The sequence below is a fragment of the Candidatus Nanopelagicales bacterium genome (assembly GCA_028687755.1).
In the GTDB taxonomy this organism is placed as follows: Bacteria; Actinomycetota; Actinomycetes; order S36-B12; family S36-B12; genus UBA11398.
On record JAQTZL010000007.1, the window covers coordinates 53323 to 72946 of the forward strand.

19 protein-coding genes are annotated in these 19624 nt (G+C 52.3%); 3 read left to right on the plus strand and 16 right to left on the minus strand.

Translation table 11 applies throughout. The features are described 5' to 3' along the window. Window positions 1-7: 7 nt before the first annotated feature. The 7 genes from PHN51_09330 to PHN51_09360 all read right to left on the minus strand — a co-directional run bounded on the left by PHN51_09330 (window position 8) and on the right by PHN51_09360 (window position 8324). A complete protein-coding gene (locus PHN51_09330; GenBank protein ID MDD2818977.1) occupies window positions 8-1465 on the minus strand; it encodes an aldehyde dehydrogenase family protein in 1458 nt (485 codons plus the stop codon). Then, window positions 1462-2658, minus strand: a complete 1197-nt coding sequence (locus PHN51_09335; protein ID MDD2818978.1) for a saccharopine dehydrogenase NADP-binding domain-containing protein — start codon at window positions 2656-2658, stop codon at window positions 1462-1464. Before PHN51_09335 ends, PHN51_09330 begins: the two co-directional genes overlap by 4 nt. 18 nt (window positions 2659-2676) lie before the next feature. Next, on the minus strand, window positions 2677-3474 hold the full coding sequence (locus PHN51_09340; protein MDD2818979.1) for an ABC transporter permease: 798 nt from the start codon (window positions 3472-3474) through the stop codon (window positions 2677-2679). Further along, window positions 3474-4370 carry an ABC transporter permease gene (locus PHN51_09345; GenBank protein MDD2818980.1) on the minus strand — a complete coding sequence of 299 codons (897 nt, stop codon included), beginning with the start codon at window positions 4368-4370 and terminating at the stop codon, window positions 3474-3476. Before PHN51_09345 ends, PHN51_09340 begins: the two co-directional genes overlap by 1 nt. Window positions 4371-4373: 3 nt before the next feature. Continuing rightward, complete coding sequence (locus PHN51_09350; protein ID MDD2818981.1) at window positions 4374-5537, minus strand: ABC transporter ATP-binding protein; 1164 nt, start codon at window positions 5535-5537, stop codon at window positions 4374-4376. A gap of 2 nt (window positions 5538-5539) precedes the next feature. Then, on the minus strand, window positions 5540-6760 hold the full coding sequence (locus PHN51_09355; protein ID MDD2818982.1) for a spermidine/putrescine ABC transporter substrate-binding protein: 1221 nt from the start codon (window positions 6758-6760) through the stop codon (window positions 5540-5542). Window positions 6761-6878: 118 nt separating this feature from the next. Further along, a complete protein-coding gene (locus PHN51_09360; GenBank protein ID MDD2818983.1) occupies window positions 6879-8324 on the minus strand; it encodes a gamma-aminobutyraldehyde dehydrogenase in 1446 nt (481 codons plus the stop codon). 143 nt (window positions 8325-8467) lie between these two features. On the opposite strand from PHN51_09360, the gene PHN51_09365 reads away from it, so the two are divergent. Both PHN51_09365 and PHN51_09370 read left to right on the plus strand, forming a co-directional pair. Further along, window positions 8468-8935: an Lrp/AsnC family transcriptional regulator gene (locus PHN51_09365; protein MDD2818984.1), complete on the plus strand. Its 468-nt coding sequence runs from the start codon at window positions 8468-8470 to the stop codon at window positions 8933-8935. Continuing rightward, a complete protein-coding gene (locus tag PHN51_09370) occupies window positions 8932-10311 on the plus strand; it encodes an aspartate aminotransferase family protein (GenBank protein MDD2818985.1) in 1380 nt (459 codons plus the stop codon). Before PHN51_09365 ends, PHN51_09370 begins: the two co-directional genes overlap by 4 nt. Here the strand turns inward: PHN51_09370 and PHN51_09375 are convergent. The 8 genes from PHN51_09375 to rpsB form a co-directional block, all read right to left on the minus strand. Next, window positions 10308-12200 (minus strand): propionyl-CoA synthetase, encoded by a 1893-nt coding sequence (locus PHN51_09375; protein MDD2818986.1) that lies wholly within the window; start codon window positions 12198-12200, stop codon window positions 10308-10310. The two genes, PHN51_09370 and PHN51_09375, sit on opposite strands and share 4 nt — an antisense overlap. A 9-nt stretch (window positions 12201-12209) precedes the next feature. Beyond that, entirely contained in the window at window positions 12210-12782 is a 573-nt protein-coding gene (locus tag PHN51_09380; protein ID MDD2818987.1) for a potassium channel family protein, read from the minus strand. A gap of 22 nt (window positions 12783-12804) precedes the next feature. Next, window positions 12805-13920, minus strand: coding sequence for a 23S rRNA (adenine(2503)-C(2))-methyltransferase RlmN (gene rlmN / locus PHN51_09385; GenBank protein ID MDD2818988.1), 1116 nt, complete (start codon window positions 13918-13920; stop codon window positions 12805-12807). After that, window positions 13917-14765 carry a phosphatidate cytidylyltransferase gene (locus PHN51_09390; GenBank protein ID MDD2818989.1) on the minus strand — a complete coding sequence of 283 codons (849 nt, stop codon included), beginning with the start codon at window positions 14763-14765 and terminating at the stop codon, window positions 13917-13919. Before PHN51_09390 ends, rlmN begins: the two co-directional genes overlap by 4 nt. A gap of 2 nt (window positions 14766-14767) precedes the next feature. Continuing rightward, complete coding sequence (frr, locus tag PHN51_09395) at window positions 14768-15334, minus strand: ribosome recycling factor (GenBank protein ID MDD2818990.1); 567 nt, start codon at window positions 15332-15334, stop codon at window positions 14768-14770. Window positions 15335-15369: 35 nt separating this feature from the next. Then, window positions 15370-16158, minus strand: a complete 789-nt coding sequence (gene pyrH, locus PHN51_09400) for a UMP kinase (GenBank protein ID MDD2818991.1) — start codon at window positions 16156-16158, stop codon at window positions 15370-15372. 43 nt (window positions 16159-16201) lie between these two features. Next, the gene (gene tsf, locus PHN51_09405; GenBank protein ID MDD2818992.1) at window positions 16202-17017 is read right to left on the minus strand and encodes a translation elongation factor Ts; all 816 of its coding nucleotides are present in this window, start codon (window positions 17015-17017) and stop codon (window positions 16202-16204) included. A gap of 78 nt (window positions 17018-17095) precedes the next feature. Then, a complete protein-coding gene (gene rpsB, locus PHN51_09410) occupies window positions 17096-17932 on the minus strand; it encodes a 30S ribosomal protein S2 (protein ID MDD2818993.1) in 837 nt (278 codons plus the stop codon). Between the two features lie 292 nt (window positions 17933-18224). Between rpsB and PHN51_09415 the strand changes: the two genes are divergently transcribed. Beyond that, window positions 18225-18671: a M23 family metallopeptidase gene (locus tag PHN51_09415; protein ID MDD2818994.1), complete on the plus strand. Its 447-nt coding sequence runs from the start codon at window positions 18225-18227 to the stop codon at window positions 18669-18671. On the opposite strand, the gene PHN51_09420 is transcribed toward PHN51_09415, so the two are convergent. Further along, window positions 18668-19603: a tyrosine recombinase XerC gene (locus PHN51_09420; GenBank protein ID MDD2818995.1), complete on the minus strand. Its 936-nt coding sequence runs from the start codon at window positions 19601-19603 to the stop codon at window positions 18668-18670. The genes PHN51_09415 and PHN51_09420 overlap by 4 nt on opposite strands. Window positions 19604-19624 lie beyond the last annotated feature (21 nt).

Sequence of the window (19624 nt, forward strand, 5' to 3'; positions counted from 1 at the left end):
ACGAGCCCTAAAGTGCAAGATCAGTCAGCACGAGAACACGCTCATAGGTCAGATCGTCCATCGCTGAACGGATGCCCTCTCGACCGACGCCTGAGTCTTTGACTCCCCCATAAGGCATTTGGTCTGCTCTATAACTTGGAACATCACCGATGATGACGCCACCAACTTCGAGTTCCCTGTGGGCGCGAAACGCATCCTGAATATTGTGAGTGAAGATGCCCGTTTGCAGTCCAAAGCGAGAGGTATTGATGCGATTCATAGCATCATCGAGGCCGTCAATGATTTGTAGGACAACAACAGGACCAAAAACTTCCTCACTCACAACTTTGGCCGAAGAAGGAACATCAGCAAGCAACGTTGGTGCAATAACCGTTCCAGAACGAGTGCCTCCAGCCAGCACTGTTGCTCCAGATTCGACAGCTTCTTGAATCCAACCTTCAACACGAATCGCCGCGGCTTCGTTGATCATCGGACCCACCACCGTGACTTCCTCCCATACCGAACCGACGGGAAGCGCATTGACTTTTTCAATAAGCATCGCAACGAAACGGTCAGCAATCGAACGATCAACCATGACCTGCTGAACCGATACACAGGACTGCCCGGCTTGGTAGTAACCAAAGGTTGCGACTCGGCTAGCAGCCCATTCCAGATCACCATCCGATGAATAATCACTGAGCACAACGGCCGCGGCATTACCGCCTAGCTCCAAGGTGACATGTTTACGTGGAACTGAATCTTGAATTGCGCGACCAACAACATCAGAGCCCGTAAATGAAATCACCGGAAGACGCGGATCTTGGACCAGCGCTGGCGCTTGTTCATTGTCAACAGGCACAACTGACCACATGCCTTCAGGCAACTGCGTTTGAGACAGGAGTTCGCCGAGGAACAGAGCCCCCAGCGGTGTTGCCGGTGCCGGCTTGATCACGATTGGCGCTCCCACAGCGATTGCTGGTGCAATTTTGTGCGCCACCAAATTGATTGGGAAGTTGAATGGCGAAATTCCCAAGACGGGCCCACGAGGAAACCTTCGAATAATTGCCGCCCGCCCTAGGGCTGCCGGATCGGTATCAAGTCGTTGTAACTCTCCCCCAAAACGCCGTGCTTCTTCTGCGGCCCAACGAAAGGTGGATGCTGCTCGGTTCACCTCAGCTCGAGCCCACATCAATGGCTTACCGTTTTCAGCGGTGATGAGGTGCGCGGCTTCTTCAAGACGTGCCAAAAGTTGATTGCTGACATGCATTAATGCGGCAGCTCTCTGCGCTGCCGAGGTAGCTTGGGCAATCGAACGCGCATCCCAAGCAGCAGCTACCGCAATCTCGAGATCATCTTTTGTTGGCACGAGATAGGTACCCACGACAGAACCGTCACCTGGGTGCCTTACTTCGGCAAGAGCACCCTGCGAGACTGCTGTGCCTGCAATCCATGCAGGCCAAACGTTCAACTCAATATCGCCAGTCATGAGGTGGCTACCGTCTCTTCTCGATGCCCAAATTTCTGCCCATGTGCCGATTCCAATAATTCTAAGAACGGCACAGCATCAAAGGCTTCAGGGCCAAGTACTCCAGCGCCGTCCCAGATACCTGACGCCAGCAGCTCCAACGCGACCAGAGGATTCATGGCTGTTTGCCACACCACAGCCTGCACACCAAATTCCTGCATCGTCCAATCGTTATCGGCAACGTGATACAGATACACCTGACGGGGTTGTCCATCTTTACCAAGGCCGGTTACCCACGTGCCTGCACAGGTTTTTCCATGCATCAAGTGCCCAATGGTTGCAGGATCGGGTAAGACGGCGGCAACTACATCGCGCGGACTCACACTTACCCCTCGCACATTAACTGCTTGAGTGCTATCTAGACCAAGTGTGTGCAGAGTCTTGAGCACACCAATGAATTCATTCCCAAGTCCGTATTTAAAGGTGACTTTCTTGCAATCGATCCATCGCGGAACCAGGACTACTTCCTCGTGCTCGACATTGACACATTCAACCGGTCCGATCCCCTCTGGAAAATCAAACATCTCACTTTCACTGAATGGCTCAGTGGTGTACCAACCGCGATCTCTCTCCCAGATGATCGGATCGTTTAAACACTCTTCGATCGTGGTCCAGATTGAAAAACTTGGTGCAAAGTCGTACCCATCTACCACCAGGTTTGCGCCGTCACGAACACCAATTTCATCGATCTCGCTGAAAAGGTGATCGGACGCATATCTGGCGAATACATCTGCCAGCCCAGGCTCTACGCCCATGCCGCACAACGCTAACTGGCCGCGGGATTGCCATTGCTCTGCTTGCGCAAATTGTTCATCGCCAAGTTTTATTCCAGGTCGAGAAAGACTCATCGCCGTATCGATGTAGTTCGCACCCGTTGCGGCACAGGCATTAAAGATCGACATCACAAATCTTGGGTCGATTACATTCAGAACATGAGTGATGGAGTTTTCCCGGATCGCTGACTCAATTGCGGCGCCATCACTGGCATCCAAGGTAACCCCCGCAAATCGATCATCACCTACTCGCTCAATGAGTTCTGAGACACGAGTTGGTTCACAGTCAGCAACGACCCATGTTTCAAAAAAACCACGACGTTTTGCTATGAGCGCGGATGCAGTACCCACGCCTCCGGCTCCAATTGCCAGAACGCGCATGGATCCCTTCCTTCCCTATTAGCGGATCGTGAGTGCTTTGCGCTTGCGCCAAGCAATCAACTGAGCGGTCAGCACTATCAGCAATGCCGCTATGAAGACAATCGATGCGAGCGCATTGACCTGTGGTGGGATTCCACGTTGCGCTGCACCCCAGATATAGATAGGGAACGTAACTAAGGTTCCCGCATTGAAGAAACTGATAATGAAATCATCGAATGAAAGCGAAAACCCGAGTAGCGCTGCTCCCAGAATTCCTGGCAAAACAAGTGGAAAAGTTACATATCTAAAAGTCGCTGAGGGCGAGGCATAGAGATCACGCGCAGCTTCCTCGAGTCGAGGATCCATCCCCTGTAAACGTGCTTTCACTGCAACCACAACGAATGAAATGATGAACATGATGTGAGCGATCATCACCGTTAGCGAACCAAGCGGAAAACTTAGATTCAAAAACAGCGCCAGCAAACTCGAACCCATAACAATTTCAGGTGTAGCCATCGGCATGAAAATCAACAGGTTCGTTGATGACCGACCTTTGAATCGGTATCGAACCAACGCGAAGGCAATCATCGTCCCTAAGACCGTGGCGAACAGCGTGGAGATCAAGCCGATTTCAATACTGGTCACAAACGAGGAACAGACGCCCGGTACGCCACAAATTTGGGTCCACGCATCGAGGGAAAATTCATTCCAAGACAGATTGAACTTGCTCGAAGGATTATTGAAACTAAATGCAATAACCACAGCGATCGGCAGAAATAAGTACAACAACACCATTATGGCGATTGCGCCAATGACATGTTCGCGAATCCAACGCATTAGACGAGGTCCTCCGTTCCAGACCTACGGATATATGTGAGGACGAGAATCAAAATCGCAGCCATGAGCGAGAATGAAAGAGCGCTGGCCGTTGGGTAATCGCGAAACTCGATGAAATTCGTTTGGATTACGTTGCCGATCATCTTGTCTTTGGTTGAACCTAAGAGTTCGGCATTAATGAAATCCCCGGCTGCTGGAATAAAGGTCAGCAACGTTCCTGCGACAACACCTGGCATAGAAAGAGGCCAAGTAACTTTCCGAAATACTTGCTGAGGGGAACCATAAAGATCATTACCAGCTTCAATGAGGCGGTAATCAATTTTGTCGAGCGACGCATACAGCGGCAACACCATGAATGGCAGGAAGTTGTAGGTCAGACCTGCAACAACCGCTATACCGGTGTTCAAAATACGACCATCGGGCAATAGATGCGCAGCGTTCAACGCTGACGTCACTGGGCCATCATCGGCGAGAATAGTTTTCCACGCGTAGGTACGAAGCAAAAAAGAGGCGAATGACGGCGCAACGACCAGAACCAACATCAGCGAACGCCAGTTGCCTGCCTTAAAAGCGATGAAATACGCCAGCGGGTAGGCAATGACAAGCGCCAATGCCGTAGCTAATCCCGCATACACGAATGAGCGAACAAACTGTGGCCAATACTCAGCTAACGCATCGGTGTAGTTACTGATCTGAAAGCCAGGTACATACGTGCCAGGACGTCGAGTGGATTCTGTTTGAAGACTAGTCATGAACAGCGTGACAAGTGGAATGACGAAGAAGATCGCAAGCCATGCCAAACCAGGGATCAATAAGAAATACGCGATCCTCGAACGTTTTTTTGAACCTTCAGTAGCAGTTGATGCCACCGATGCAGTGGGTGCGAAAGGAGCCATAACTTAGGCCTCCGTATCACTCTCGAGTTCCAACACTGCACGATCTAAACCAGCATGGATTCCCTCAGCTGGATCCAGCCCAAAGGTATGGTCAGGGGCCCATCCCAAGACAACAGGATCACCCAATTCACATCTGTCTCCGACTATCGAGTTCTGCTCGAAAGCAATGATCGATTGACCCCAAGGCGTTTCGACCAAGTACTGGGTTGATACACCCGTGTATGAAACATCTGTGACTGTGCCGTAAATCCGATTGTGGGTTGACGGGAGTTTGGTTTCATCATGAGCATCGAGCACGGTGATCTTTTCCGGACGAACTCCCACGACAACTGACTGCCCAGGCGCAACATTGCGTTGGCTTGGCATCTTAAAACTCAAACCGAACGCCCCGACTTCCACGACATCGCCTGAAGTTGCGAGAGTTCCTTGAATCAAATTGGACTGCCCAAGGAAATTCGCCACAAAGATTGTGCGAGGCATCTCATAAACATCAGCGGGGTGTCCCATTTGTTCAATGCGCCCGGCATTCATGACTGCAACAGTGTCAGCCATGGTCATGGCTTCTTCTTGATCATGTGTCACATGGACAAAGGTCGTTCCGACTTCAGATTGAATTCGCTTCAACTCAATTTGCATTTGGCGACGCAGTTTGAGATCAAGTGCCCCCAATGGCTCATCAAGGAGCAACACATCAGGTTGATTGATTAAGGCCCGAGCAACCGCGACTCGCTGCTGCTGACCTCCGGAGAGTTGACTTGGCTTACGCCGAGCTAATGCAGTGAGTTCAACGAGATCCAGCATGGAATTGACCTGCGAGTCGACATCTTTTATTCCTCGACGCCTTAATCCAAAAGCGACATTCTCAAAAATATCAAGGTGTGGAAAGAGCGCATACGACTGAAAGACCGTGTTCACTGGGCGCTGGAAAGCTCGAAGTTCAGTTACATCTTGATCGCCAATGAACACTTGACCTGATGTGGGATCTTCCAGACCAGCAACCATGCGCAATGTGGTGGTTTTGCCACATCCCGAGGCACCGAGAAGCGCAAAGAACGACCCTGCCCCAATGGTGATACTGAGGTCGTCTACGGCTGTGCTCGCACCAAATTGCTTCGTGAGATTGACTAGGCGCAGATCCTCAACTGCACGACCGACCCCTTCGGGCATTGCTAGTTACCAATCGCCTTCTGGAAGGCGCGTTGATACTTCACATCTTGCTCAGGTGTGAGAGTCATGAATACATATGACTTGTTAAGCGTTTCAGCACTCGGGAAGATCCACTGGTTGTCAACCAATGAAGGATCAACCTTTTGCATGGCTTCTTGCGCACCCTTAACAGGTGAGATGTACTGCACGAACGCTGAAATCTTGGCCGCTACTTCTGGGTCGTAGTAGTAGTTCATCAATTTTTCTGCGTTCTTTTTATGCGTGACCAATGGTGGGATCAGCATGTTGTCGGTCCAAAGGGTGCCGCCTGTCTCAGGCATGGCAATGCCAAAGTTCTTTCCAAGTTGAATGACGTCACCCGACCACCCAATAACAGCCACGACATTGCCACTTTCCATGTCACTCATGTAGCTATTGCCTTCGACACTTCGGATCTGCCCGTTATCGATTTGGGTTCGCAGAGCATCAATGGCTTGCATGAATTGATCTTCAGTGAAGTTTGAGGGGTCATTGCCCTGCCAAGCCATGATGATTCCCATGGTGTCGCGCATTTCCGACAACACCGTTACTCGACCCTTGAGCTTTGGATTGAAGAGTTGATCAACGGAAGTCAGTGTGTCTGTGCCAATAAGTTCTTTGAGCTTTGCCTTATTCCAACCAAACAGGCCAAAACCTGACTGCCAAGGAAGTGAGTACTCGCGACCCGGATCGAAGGCAACATTCTGCAATTTATCGATGACATTTGCTGACGCATTTGGCATAGATGCCTTGTCTAACTTTTGCGCATAGCCGCTCTCAATCCACAACGCAGCCATCCAGTCCGTCAACACCACGATGTCACGGTCAATGGCTTGACCCTGTTCGAGTTGAGTGCGCACCTTGGCGTAGAACTCATTGTTGTCGTTGATGTCTTCGTTATAGGTAGCAGTAATGCCTGTCTGTTTCACGAATGCATCCAGAGATGGACGTGCACCAGTCTTCTCGTCGGAATCCATGTATCCAGGCCAGTTTGACCAAACAACAGTTTTGTCTGAATCTGATAAATCCGCTGCAGACGGAGCCGCTGACGCGGTTGTCGATTCTGAATCCGCGCCTGCACCGCAAGCTGTCGCAACAGCTGCGACACCAGTGATACCTGCTGCCTGCAAAATACGGCGACGGGAAAGGGATGAACGCATCATTCCGGCGATCTCGCGAGCGACCGAATCACGATTCTCGGACAACTGACTCCTCCTGTGGGTGAAGTGTTCCAACAGTGGGCGGACGGTGAAGCCCATAACCTACTGCCACGAGGTTACACATGTGTTCCGACCTGCCCCGAAATCCTGAGAGGGTCACGCCCTATCCCTCCAGGCTTGCCATCACATGCTTGATCCGGGTGTAGTCCTCAAACCCGTACATCGATAGGTCCTTGCCATAACCGGAGTGCTTAAAGCCGCCATGAGGCATTTCGGCCACGATTGGGATATGGGTATTGATCCAGACCGCGCCGGCATCGATGTACTTACTCATGCGCAGAGCGCGGGCCACATTGGAGGTCCAGACGCTTGCTGCCAGGCCGTACTCCACGTCGTTGGCCTTGTGAAGTGCATCTGCTTCGTCTGAGAAGCGCTGGATGGTGACTACGGGGCCAAAAATCTCCTGTTGAATCATTTCATCTGTTTGTTCGAGGTTCGCTACGACGGTTGGCTCTATAAAGAAGCCTTGCTTCCCTTGCCGTACTCCACCCGCCACAATTTCCGCATGTTTGGGCGCACGCTCTAAGAAGCCAAGTACGCGATCCATTTGCGCAGAGTTATTCACAGGAGGAACAAACCCCTCCCCCTGGGGTCCGCCAATAAATGTTGTCTGAGTGCTTCGCGCCTGCAGCGCCATGGCAGCAACAAATTCGTCGTAGACTTTGTCACTGACCAACATGCGCGTAGCCGCCGTGCAATCTTGACCGGCATTGAAATACCCAGCTACAGCAAGCCACTCAACAGCTGCAGAGATATCGGCATCTTCGAACACCACCACCGGAGCCTTGCCGCCAAGCTCTAAATGACTGCGCTTAACGTTGCGGGCTGCTGACTCAGCAACGTTCATTCCTGCACGCACGGAACCAGTGATCGAGACCATGCTTGGTGTTGGGTGTTCCACGAGAGCACGCCCAGTCTCCCGATTGCCACAGACAACGTTGAACACACCAGGAGGCAAGGCTCCTGACTCAGCGATGAGTTCGGCCATACGAATGGTGGTGACGGGTGTGGTATCGCTTGGCTTGAGCACCACGGTATTTCCCGCTGCAATTGCGGGAGCAAATTTCCATACCGCCATCATCATCGGGTAATTCCAAGGCGTGACTTGACCAATCACACCTACGGGTTCGCGACGGATAAACGACGTGAATCCCTGCATGTATTCACCGGCAGATTTGCCCTCGAGCATTCGCGCTGCGCCTGCAAAAAAGCGGATCTGATCAAGCATCGGCGGAATTTCTTCTGTTGCTGTAACCGCGATTGGCTTACCAGTGTTTTCACTTTCTAGAGCGTTGAGTTCCTCGGCATGTGCTTCCAGCACATCGGCAATCTTGAGTAACGCTGCTTGTCGAGCACTGGGAGTGACATCACGCCATCCCACAAATGCTTCACTAGCGGCCTGATACGCCCGATCAATATCAGCCGCACTTGATACCGGAGCAAGCGCAAACACTTCACCGGTGGTGGGATTGACGAGTTCAGTGACCTCAGATGATGAGGCCTCGACTGTTTCGCCATTGATCACATTGCGCAATACCCGCTGAGTCATGATTGCTCCAATCCAAGCCTGATCATAGATTGAATTGCCATATCAACGACTAAAGGTACAGATTCCTTCGAATTTCGTAGTGAAAAATGATTTAACCTGCGAATTCACTTGCAAATGGCTCAAGAGACCCACACCATTAAGTCATGGCTCGCAGGGAAGCGGCAGTAGTGGTGGACGAGGTCTCTCGCTCCATCATCGAGCAACTTCAAGAAGATGGCCGTCGGCCCTACGCCACCATCGGTAAAGCTGTCGGTCTTTCAGAGGCAGCGGTCCGTCAACGGGTCCAAAAACTCACAGAAGCCGGTGTCATGCAGATCGTTGCCGTGACAGACCCTGCATCTTTGGGCTTTTCTCGATCCGCCATGGTCGGCATCACCGTTGACGGTGACATTGAAGAGGTCGCCGATCAACTAGAAGAGATTCCAGAGATTGACTACCTGATCATCTCGGCTGGTTCATTTGATCTTCTCGCCGAGCTTGTGGTGACCGACGACGCAGAACTTCTGGACATTATCAATGGGCGCATTCGTGCGGTCCCTGGCGTGCGCGCTACCGAAACCTTTGTTTATCTCAAGTTACGCAAACAGATCTACACCTGGGGAACCCGATGAATACAGCTGGCGAACGAAGTTACGCTGACCGCGCTCGCGATCACCTATGGATGCACTTCACTCGGCATTCACCGTATTTCGAAGGAGAAGAACTTCCGATCATCGTCAAAGGTGACGGCTGCTATTTCTGGGATGAGAACGGTAAGCGGTATCTCGATGGCATTTCCAGCCTGTTCAATGTGCAGGTTGGTCACGGTCGCGAAGAACTAGCCCAAGCCGCTGCGACCCAAGCTCGTGAGCTTGCTTTCTTCCCCGTCTGGGGCATTGCTCACCCAAGAGCAATTGAATTGGCCGAACGAGTCGCATCCATTGCACCAGGTGACCTCAACCGAATTTTCTTCACGGGAAGCGGTGGCGAAGCAGTTGAATCTGCTTGGAAGTTAGCCAAGCAGTACTACAAGCTCACGGGTAAGCCAACAAAACACAAAGTCATCAGCCGTGATGTGGCCTACCACGGAACTCCGCATGGAGCTTTATCTCTCACTGGCATTGCTGCTGCGAAGATTCCATTCGAACCACTTGTTCCAAGCTCTATTCGAGTACCCAATACGAATTTCTATAGAGCACCCGATCATGTCGCGCATGATCTCTTTGCCTTTGGTCAGTATGCAGCCAACCGCATCGCTGAAGCGATTGAGTTTGAAGGCCCTGACAGTGTTGCTGCCGTCATTCTCGAACCAGTTCAAAACTCAGGCGGATGTTTTGCTCCCCCACCAGGCTATCTCGAGCGTGTGCGCGAAATTTGCGATGAGTACGACGTGCTGCTCATAGCTGATGAAACGATTACTTCGTTTGGTCGCATTGGCGATTACTTCGCGATGAGCCGTTTTGGTGTTACTCCTGACATCATCACCTGCGCTAAGGGTTTAACCTCTGGCTATTCACCACTGGGCGCGATGATCGCACACGAGCGGCTCTTCGAACCGTTCAAGCATGGAACAAATACGTTCTTGCACGGCTTCACATGGGGAGGGCATCCAACATCGGCTGCCGTAGCAATGGCGAACCTAGATATTTTTGAACGCGAAGGCCTCAATCAACGTGTACGCGACAATGAGGATCTGTTCTTGAAGCACCTCGACACACTTCGAGATTTGCCTATCGTCGGTGACGTACGCGGCATGGGCTATTTCTACGGAATTGAACTCGTCAAAGACAAGACCACCAAGGAAACCTTTACTGAGGAAGAATCCGAGCGCCTCCTACGTGGATTTGTTTCCAAGGCCATGTTTGCAAATGGTCTTTACTGTCGCTCAGATGATCGTGGCGACCCAGTAGTTCAGGTGGCTCCTGCACTTATCGCTGGTGAAGAACAATTTGAAGAGATGACGCAGATTCTCCGCAGTGTGCTCACTGAAGCGTGGAGCATCATTTAACGCTCGTCAGTTTTCACACTCTTGAGTAGCGGCGTGATCGCATCAAGCACACGAACATCTTCAATGGTTCCTGGCACAGACTCAGGGCGACCATCCGCAATTGCCCGCATGGTGCGCCGCAAAATCTTGCCGGAACGCGTTTTAGGTAGGGCTTGCACCACGACTACCTCTTTGAGTGCGGCAACCGCACCAATTTCATGTCGAATTGATTGCACGATTTCCTGCTCAAGCACGCTTGGATCAATATCTGCTCCGGCCTTCAATACTACAAAGGCCCGTGGAATTTGACCCTTGAGTTGATCCTGAACACCGATGACGGCACATTCGGCCACTAACGGATGCGAGGCAACAACCGCTTCCATGGAACCGGTTGAAAGGCGATGACCTGCCACATTGATGACGTCGTCTGTTCGACCCAACACGAAGACATAACCATCTTCATCGATCATTCCGCCATCACCAGTGGTGTAGTAACCGTCGAAAGTGGTCAGATACGAATCGATATAGCGCTGATCGTCTCCCCATAAGGTGGGCAACGTGCCAGGAGGCATGGGAAGCATGATCACAATTGAGCCTTCAACTCCTGCGTCAACCTGATTGCCTTCACCATCTACTACGTGCACGTTAAATCCTGGTACTGCAACCGTTGGCGAACCTGCCTTGATCGGCATTGGCTCTAATCCACGTAGGTTTGCTGCGATTGGCCAACCAGTCTCTGTTTGCCACCAGTTATCGATAACAGGAACCTTCAAGTGCTCAGTGGCCCAGTAATAGGTATCTGGATCGAGCCGCTCGCCTGCTTGGAACAGTGCTTTTAACGAACTCAAGTCATACTTTGTGATGAATGCGCCTTCATGATCTTCGCGCTTAATTGCGCGGATGGCAGTGGGCGCACAGAACAATGCGTTGACCTTATATTCCTCGATCATTCGCCAAAAGGCTCCTGCGTCAGGCGTTCCCACAGGCTTGCCTTCGTACATCACGGTAGTTGCCCCCGCAATGAGTGGTGCATAAACGATGTAGGAGTGCCCAACGACCCAGCCCACATCGGAAGCTGCCCAAAAGACTTCACCGGGGCCAATGTCATACACATTTCCAAGTGACCATTGCATGGCAACGGCATGACCACCGTTATCGCGAACAACGCCCTTTGGTTTTCCTGTGGTTCCTGATGTGTACAGAATGTAGAGAGGATCAGTGGCGTGCACACTCACACACTCATGTGGATGAGCATCCTTCATCAGGGTTAACCAATCGTGATCACCATCATGTAACTCAGCTGTGAGTTCGGGGCGCTGGAAGACGACGGTGGCAAAAGGTTTGTGCTGACTTGACGCTATAGCCTCGTCAACCAAAGGCTTATAAGCAATCGTGCGGCTTGGCTCAATTCCGCAAGATGCGGCCACGATAACTTTTGGCGCGGCGTCATCAATGCGCGCCGCCAATTCTGCTGGTGCAAATCCGCCAAACACCACTGAATGCACTGCACCAAGGCGGGCAGTGGCCAGCATTGCTACAACGGCTTCAGGAATCATCGGCATGTAAATGACGACGCGGTCACCCTTGCTCACACCAAGTGCTGACAAGACCCCGGCAAATCGACTGACATCGTCTTGTAACTCTGAGTAGGAAACCCTGCGCTTGGTGTTAGTTACGGGGCTGTCATAAATAATTGCATCGCGATCACCGTGGCCGGCCAGAACATGACGATCTACAGCGTTGAAACAAGTATTGAGCTCACCGTCGGGAAACCAGCGATATAACGGCGCCTGAGAGGAGTCAAGTGCGTGCTTTGGGAAGACATCCCAACTGATTCCACGCGCAGCCGAAAGCCAAAAATACTCCGGATCCGTTTCGGCAAGTCGATATGCAGCTTCATAGGAACCCATGTACGAAGTCTATGACTGAGTACTTTCCGAATCAGGCTTGGAAGATTTGCGAGCAAGAATTGATTTTTGCGCCGTTGAGGACACCACTTTGAGCATCACCGCAATGAAACCGATATCTATGGCCATTTGCAGCATGCAGGCCAGGCGCGCGCCATCACTTACCGGAGTGATGTCACCAAAACCGACTGTGGCCAAGACAGTGAGTGCGAAGTAGAAGGCTGTGAAATGATCCAGAGGCTCGGTAAATGAAGCTGCATTTGATGCAGACTGCATTACATACACAGCGGCGAATACCGCCAAGAAGGCTGCAGCAATCAGCACCATTGCCTCAATCGCGCGGAGGCTTGGGAATCGCGCATGTTGAATTTTGTGAATTTGGCGTCGAAAAATATAGATGTAGACAACGATGCCAATGCATAAAACAACAATGGGTAAAGCAATAGAGCCATCTACTTGTTCAGGCACTAAGGACAGTGCCCACAGGATCACTGCTATTCCAAGAGCCGCACGAACTATCGAACCGAAAATGATTCCAAACAGTTGCCATTTCGAGATATGAGCAAACGCTGGTGTTTGGGTCATGATCTATGCCTCTCAGACAGAACTATTCAACCGTTGCGGCAGCAAGTTGACCGCAAGCGCCATCAATCTCGCGCCCGCGAGTGTCGCGCACAGTTACCCGGACGCCACGATTTCGCAGAATTCGAACAAAGGCCGCTTCATCTCGGGGAAGCGACGCAGTCCATTGTGAACCAGGTGTTGGGTTTAACGGGATGAGATTCACGTGGACGAGTTCACCTTCAAGCAGGCGCGCTAACTTCTCTGCTCGGAAGGCTTGATCGTTGACGCCCTTGATCAGCGCATATTCAATGCTGAGTCGACGATGGGTCTTGTCAACATATTCCCAACATGCATCAAGTACTTCGGCGATCGGATAGCGAGTATTGATGGGTACCAAGGTGTCGCGTAATTCATCGTCTGGCGCATGCAATGACAACGCGAGTGTTACAGCCATGCCTTCGTTGGCCAAGTCACGGATACGAGGCACCAAACCTACGGTTGACACGGTGATACCTCGAGCGCCAATTCCCATACCTGCGGGCGCAGGATCATTAATGCGATGTAATGAATCAACAACTGACTTGTAGTTTGCTAGTGGCTCGCCCATACCCATAAACACAATATTCGAGACTCGTCCAGGTCCCCCAGCAATTTCATCCCGCTCGAGTGCTCGTGCGCCAGCAAGGACTTGCTCGACAATCTCACCAGTTGAAAGGTTGCGCTGAAGTCCACCTTGGCCTGTTGCGCAGAATGGGCAATTCATCCCGCAGCCCGCTTGACTTGAAATACACATAGTCACGCGATCTGGGTATCGCATCAACACACTCTCGATGAGAGCACCATCATGAAGACGCCACAGCGTTTTTACTGTTTGACCTTCATCGCATGCAATCGTGCGAACAGGGGTCAAAAGAGTCGGCAGTAGAGCATCAGTAACTGTGGAGCGTGCATCAGCAGGTAAATCGGTCCACTCTTCTGGTTTATCAGACAACCGATTCAACCATTGACGGGAAACCTGGTCAGCACGAAAACCTGGGAGGCCTAACTCCTTGAATGCCTCTTTGCGCTCTGCAAGATCAAGATCCATGAGGTGCTTGGCTGGCTTACCGCGACGAGGTGCTTCAAGAACTAACTCGCCGGGCAGTGGTGGGGTTGTCATACCGATCCTAAGAACAACGTAAATAACGCCCACGAGGTGAAGGCGTTGGGAATAAGGGAATCAAGGCGATCCATGATGCCACCATGACCTGGTAATAATCGACCCATGTCTTTGATGCCCATATCGCGTTTCACTGCTGACTCGGCAAAGTCGCCTGCGGTTGCAGTAATCGTCAGCACGATGCCAGCAATCGCACCTTGCCACCAGCTCGCATCCAATAGCCACACAAAGCCCGCGACACCCAGTGCAATCTGCAGAACAAAGGAACCAGCAAGACCTTCCCAAGATTTCTTGGGACTAATTGACGGAGCGATGGGGTGCTTGCCGAAGAACACACCCGCTACATATCCGCCAACATCATTTCCAACCGTTAATGCAACAAACACTAAAACGCGCAGTGGCCCATTGTCAGCCGACAAGGTCAACATCAGGAAGCTGGCCATAAACGGAAGGTAAGCCGCGACAAACAAACTTGCCGTTACGTCCTTCACATACCCTTCGCTGCCCCGAGGAATGCGTACAAAGATCACTGCCAGAACAGTGATACCCATGACCACTGTCTGACCGGTGAGGCCAAACCAAAATGCAGCCAGTGGCATCACTGCAGCAGCCAGAGCAACGGTCACGCGTTCTAAACGAATGCCAGCTTGTTTAAACGCATTGCTGAATTCAAGAACCGCTATCACCATCGCGATCGAAACAAGTACGCCGAAAGTCCAGCGATAGGTGAATAGCGTGAGACAAATTAAGGCGATCAACCCAACGCCAGTGGCAATTGCGGCAGGCAAGTTCCGTCCGGCCCGCGGCTTGCGGACTGGAGCCGACGAGCCGACCGGGTCAGACACCATTACACCTCGAGCAGTTCTGTTTCTTTGTGCTTCAAGATTTCATCGATGTGCTCGACATGCTTATGAGTGACTTCGTCGAGATGCTTCTCTGCGCGACGAACATCGTCTTCTCCAACATGACCATCTTTTTGAAGTTTGTCGAGCTGATCCTTGGCCGAGCGACGCACATTGCGAATTGAGATGCGCGCGTCTTCGGCTTTGTTCTTGGCCACCTTGATGAATTCCTTGCGGCGATCTTCACTCAACTGTGGCAACGACACGCGAATCACATTGCCATCTGACGTTGGGTTAATGCCGAGATCACTGTCGCGCAGAGCTTTTTCGATTTCAGCAAACGCACCTTTGTCGTAAGGCGTGATGATGATCATTCGCGCCTCTGGAATTGCAATTGAAGCTAGTTGCGCCACTGGCGTGTAAGCACCGTAGTAATCCACCACAACCTTGTTGAACATAGATGAATTTGCGCGGCCGGTGCGCACGGTCGCAAAGTCTTCACGGGCAGCAGAAATAGCCTTATCCATACGCTCTTCAGCATCCATCAGGATCTCGTCAATTTGCTCGCTCATGTAATGCTCCTAGATTCAAACGTTGGATAAAAAAATTAGTAAGTCGAGACCAAAGTGCCGATGGTTTCACCGCGAACAGCACGGGCGATGTTGCCTTCAACGAGCAGGTTAAACACAACGAGCGGCAAATCGTTATCGCGGCACAAACTGATAGCGGTTGCGTCTGCAACTTTGAGGTTTTGGGTCAACACATCATCATGCGTCAAGGTTTCATAACGTTTGGCATTTGGATTCGTGCGTGGATCGTCGTCGTACACCCCGTCAACGCCCTTAGCCATCAGCACCACTTCAGCGCCAACCTCAAGTGCACGCTGAGCTGCAGTGGTGTCGGTTGAGAAGTACGGCTGACCTAGGCCGGCGCCGAAGATTACGACGCGTCCTTTTGAAAGGTGGCGCATGGCCTTACGTGGAATATACGGCTCAGCTACCTGACCCATCGTGATGGCAGTTTGTACGCGCGTTTCAATTCCTGCTTTTTCACAGAAATCTTGAAGGGCGAGACAGTTCATCACTGTGCCGAGCATGCCCATGTAGTCAGCGCGGGCACGATCCATGCCACGTTCAGAAAGCTGGGCGCCGCGGAAGTAGTTGCCGCCACCAATCACTACGGCAACTTCAGTGCCGGTATTAACCACGTCAGCGATTTGTCGAGCAATTGAAGCGACCACATCGGGGTCAACCCCAAGGCCTCCGCCACCAGCGAAGGCTTCACCTGAAAGTTTGAGGAGAACCCGGCTCCAACCACCCACAGGGACCGAGGGCCAGGTCGAGATAGTTCCATCAAGGGACGGTTGGACGGCTCCTGAACCTGAAGTGTGAGCCATCGCTGTTGTCCCTTCCCTATCCCGACCTGACCTTACCGGGCTTTTATTGACCAATCTCGATTCGAGCGAATCCGGTGACCTCTGTGCCTGCTTCTTTCAGCACTGCTGCCACGGTCTTCTTCTGCTCAACCACGCTTGCCTGCTCCAGCAGGACATTGTCCTTGAAGAAGCTGTTCACGCGGCCTTCGATGATCTTTGGCATCGCAGCCTCTGGCTTGCCTTCTTCCTTGGCAGTTGCCTCAGCAATGCGACGCTCTGTTTCAACGGTTTCCGCTGGAACTTCTTCGCGAGTCAAGTACGAAGGACGCATTGCAGCGATCTGCATTGCGGTAGCACGAGCAGCATCTTCGCTACCCGTGTAGGAAACGAGAACGCCAACCTGAGCTGGAAGGTCAGCTGAACGACGATGCATGTAAACGGTGACGGGAGCTGGAAGAACAGCAACGCGGCCAATCTCCAACTTTTCACCAATCACGCCAGCCATCTCACCAATTGCATCAGCTGCAACGCGGCCATCAGCAATCTTGACTGCCTTTGCGCCTTCAGCATCGGTGACGTTGTTTGCAACCACTGCTTGTGCAATTGCGTTTGCAAGGGTGAGGAAGTCTTCGTTCTTTGCTACGAAGTCAGTCTCGCAAAGAAGTTCAACAAGCACGTTGTCGATGTTGACGACAAGGCCGTTTGATGCTTCGCGTTCTGCTCCACGCTTTGCTGCCTTTGCAGCACCTGAAACGCGCAGGATTTCAACAGCTGCGTCGAAGTCGCCATTAGCTTCTTCTAGAGCCTTCTTGCATTCCATCATGCCAGCGGCAGTGTGGTCGCGAAGCTTCTTTACGTCAGCGGCAGTGATATTCGCCATGAGGTGTAAGTCCTTATGTTGTGTGGTCAGTTCATGTTTCAGTGGCTGCTCGAAGATTCGAGCAGCCACTGAAATGAGTTATGCGGTTGGTGCCTGCGTTGCAGCCTCAGCTGCGTCTACGGCTGCTGCAGCTTCGGTAGCTGCTGCTTCTGCGCCAGCAAGAAGTTCGCGCTCCCACTCAGCAAGAGGCTCTACTGCAGCCTCGGTGTTACCGCTGGCGCGATTAGCGCGAGCCAACAGGCCTTCTGCGACTGCGTCGGCAATGACGCGAGTCAACAAAGCAACTGAGCGGATTGCATCGTCGTTCCCTGGGATTGGGTAATCAACTTCGTCTGGATCACAGTTGGTGTCGAGCATTGCGATAACTGGGATACCAAGCTTGTGCGCTTCGCCAACAGCGATGTGCTCCTTCTTGGTGTCAACAACCCAAAGTGCTGATGGGGTCTTGCCCATTTCACGGATGCCACCAAGGGTCTTTGAGAGCTTGTCCTTCTCGCGACGCATCATGAGAAGTTCCTTCTTGGTGAAACCTGAGCCAGCAACCTTGTGCAGGTCCATGGTCTCAAGTTCCTTCAAGCGCTGAATTCGCTTTGACACGGTTTGGAAGTTGGTGAGCATGCCACCCAACCAACGCTCGTTGACATATGGCATGCCCACGCGAGTTGCTTGTTCAGCAATTGCATCGTGACCCTGCTTCTTGGTGCCAACGAACATGATGGTTCCACCGTGAGCAACGGTTTCCTTCACGTATTCGTAAGCAGCATCAATGAAGCCAAGTGACTGCTGCAAGTCAATAATGTAGATGCCATTACGTTCAGTCAGAATGAAACGCTTCATCTTTGGATTCCAACGACGGGTCTGATGCCCGAAGTGAACGCCGCTATCAAGTAGCTGGCGCATGGTTACAACTGCCATGACGGCACTCCTTTAGCGCGCAAGCTTTCGCTTACGCATCGGTTCTTGGCTCAAGCCGGTTGGCTTTTGCCCCTGACGATCCACCGACCTGCACCTACCGAAGTAGGACCGAGCAGGACGTCTGCACCACTGGGTGCAGCACGGGATCGTGCGAATTCCTCATTGCTGAGGTGGATTCATTCTAGGGCCTGGTGCCCCATGCTCCATCCACAGGCTGGAGTGCCCCTGGGTTGCCATCCACAGATTGGGTTTCGAGGTGGATTGAGGCCCAATTCAGGCGCAGGATCAACAGATGAATCTCATCGCGGTGGCACTGGCGACTGCCACCTGGCTAGCACCCATCCCTGACGCCTTGGTTGAGCAGGATTTCGATCCCCCAACCAAGGCGTGGGGTGCTGGTCATCGTGGGGTGGATTTTGAAGCCGATCCAGGCACCGAGGTCTTGGCCATCGGCGCTGGCACCGTCACCTTCGTCGGGGAAATTGCCGGAAAGTCCGTGGTGGTCGTGGAGCACGCAACCCTTGGCCTTCGTTCCACCTATGAGCCGGTGATCGCAATCGTTGAAGTTGGTCAGGTGGTCGCGGCCGGCGATCCTCTTGGCGAAACAGCGGAAATTGGCGGACATTGCGCAGGCCACTGCTTGCACCTAGGACTCAAAGGGCCGGGCAAGAGTGATTACCGCAACCCCTTGTCGGTCATCCACCGCGGCCTCGCGGTCTTGAAGGCACCCACGGTCTAGTTGTCAGCAGCTCTTGGATGCGCCTGATCAAAAGCCGTGCGTAAGCGATCAACGGACACGTGGGTATAGCGCTGAGTGGTTGCTAATGACGCATGCCCGAGTAATTCTTGAACTGCCCGCAAATCCGCTCCACCTTCAAGAACGTGAGTTGCAGCCGAATGGCGCAGACCATGCGGAGCCAATGTGGGCACATCTGCCGAACCGGTGAGTCGCACGACAACCATCCGGGCAGTACGAGGATCTAGCCGAGCACCACGCACGCCTATAAAGAACGCGTCACCAGATTGTTCTTGCACCAAGTTTTTTCGCGCTGAATTCCACGCAACGAGTGCTACTTGGGCTGGAATTCCAAAAGGTACAACGCGTTCTTTTCGTCCTTTGCCCAATACACGCAACGTGCGCGAACTCCACTGCACATCCTTGAGATCAAGTGAACACAGTTCAGAAACGCGAATTCCCGTTCCGTACAGCAATTCCAGAATTGCGCGATCGCGCACGGCCACTGGGTCACCCTCGGCGCTTAGCTCTGCTGCGAGATCCATTACTCGCGCTGCTTGAGCAACGTCTAACACCGTTGGCAGCTTCTGCTGCACCTGTGGACTTTTCAATCGTCGTCCAGGATCAATCTCAATGAGCCCTCGACGTTCACACCAAGAGGTGAATGCGCGAACCGATGCTGCTCTACGTGCGATGGTGCTGCGAGCATGGCCAGCCGCATGCTGCTCACCAAGCCAACTACGTAAGAGCGATAAGTCAATCTGGCTGACGTGTTCGCACTGATGCTTAGTCGCATAGCTCAACATGTCAGTCACGTCGGATGAATACGCCCTGACTGTGTGCTCACTGCGATCACGCTCCAACGTCAGGAAGCGCACGAAGCCCTGCAATGCATCAGCTAATGCTGGCGCTATCGATTGATCTTCGGACTCCATGTGCCCATGGTGGCAAACGAA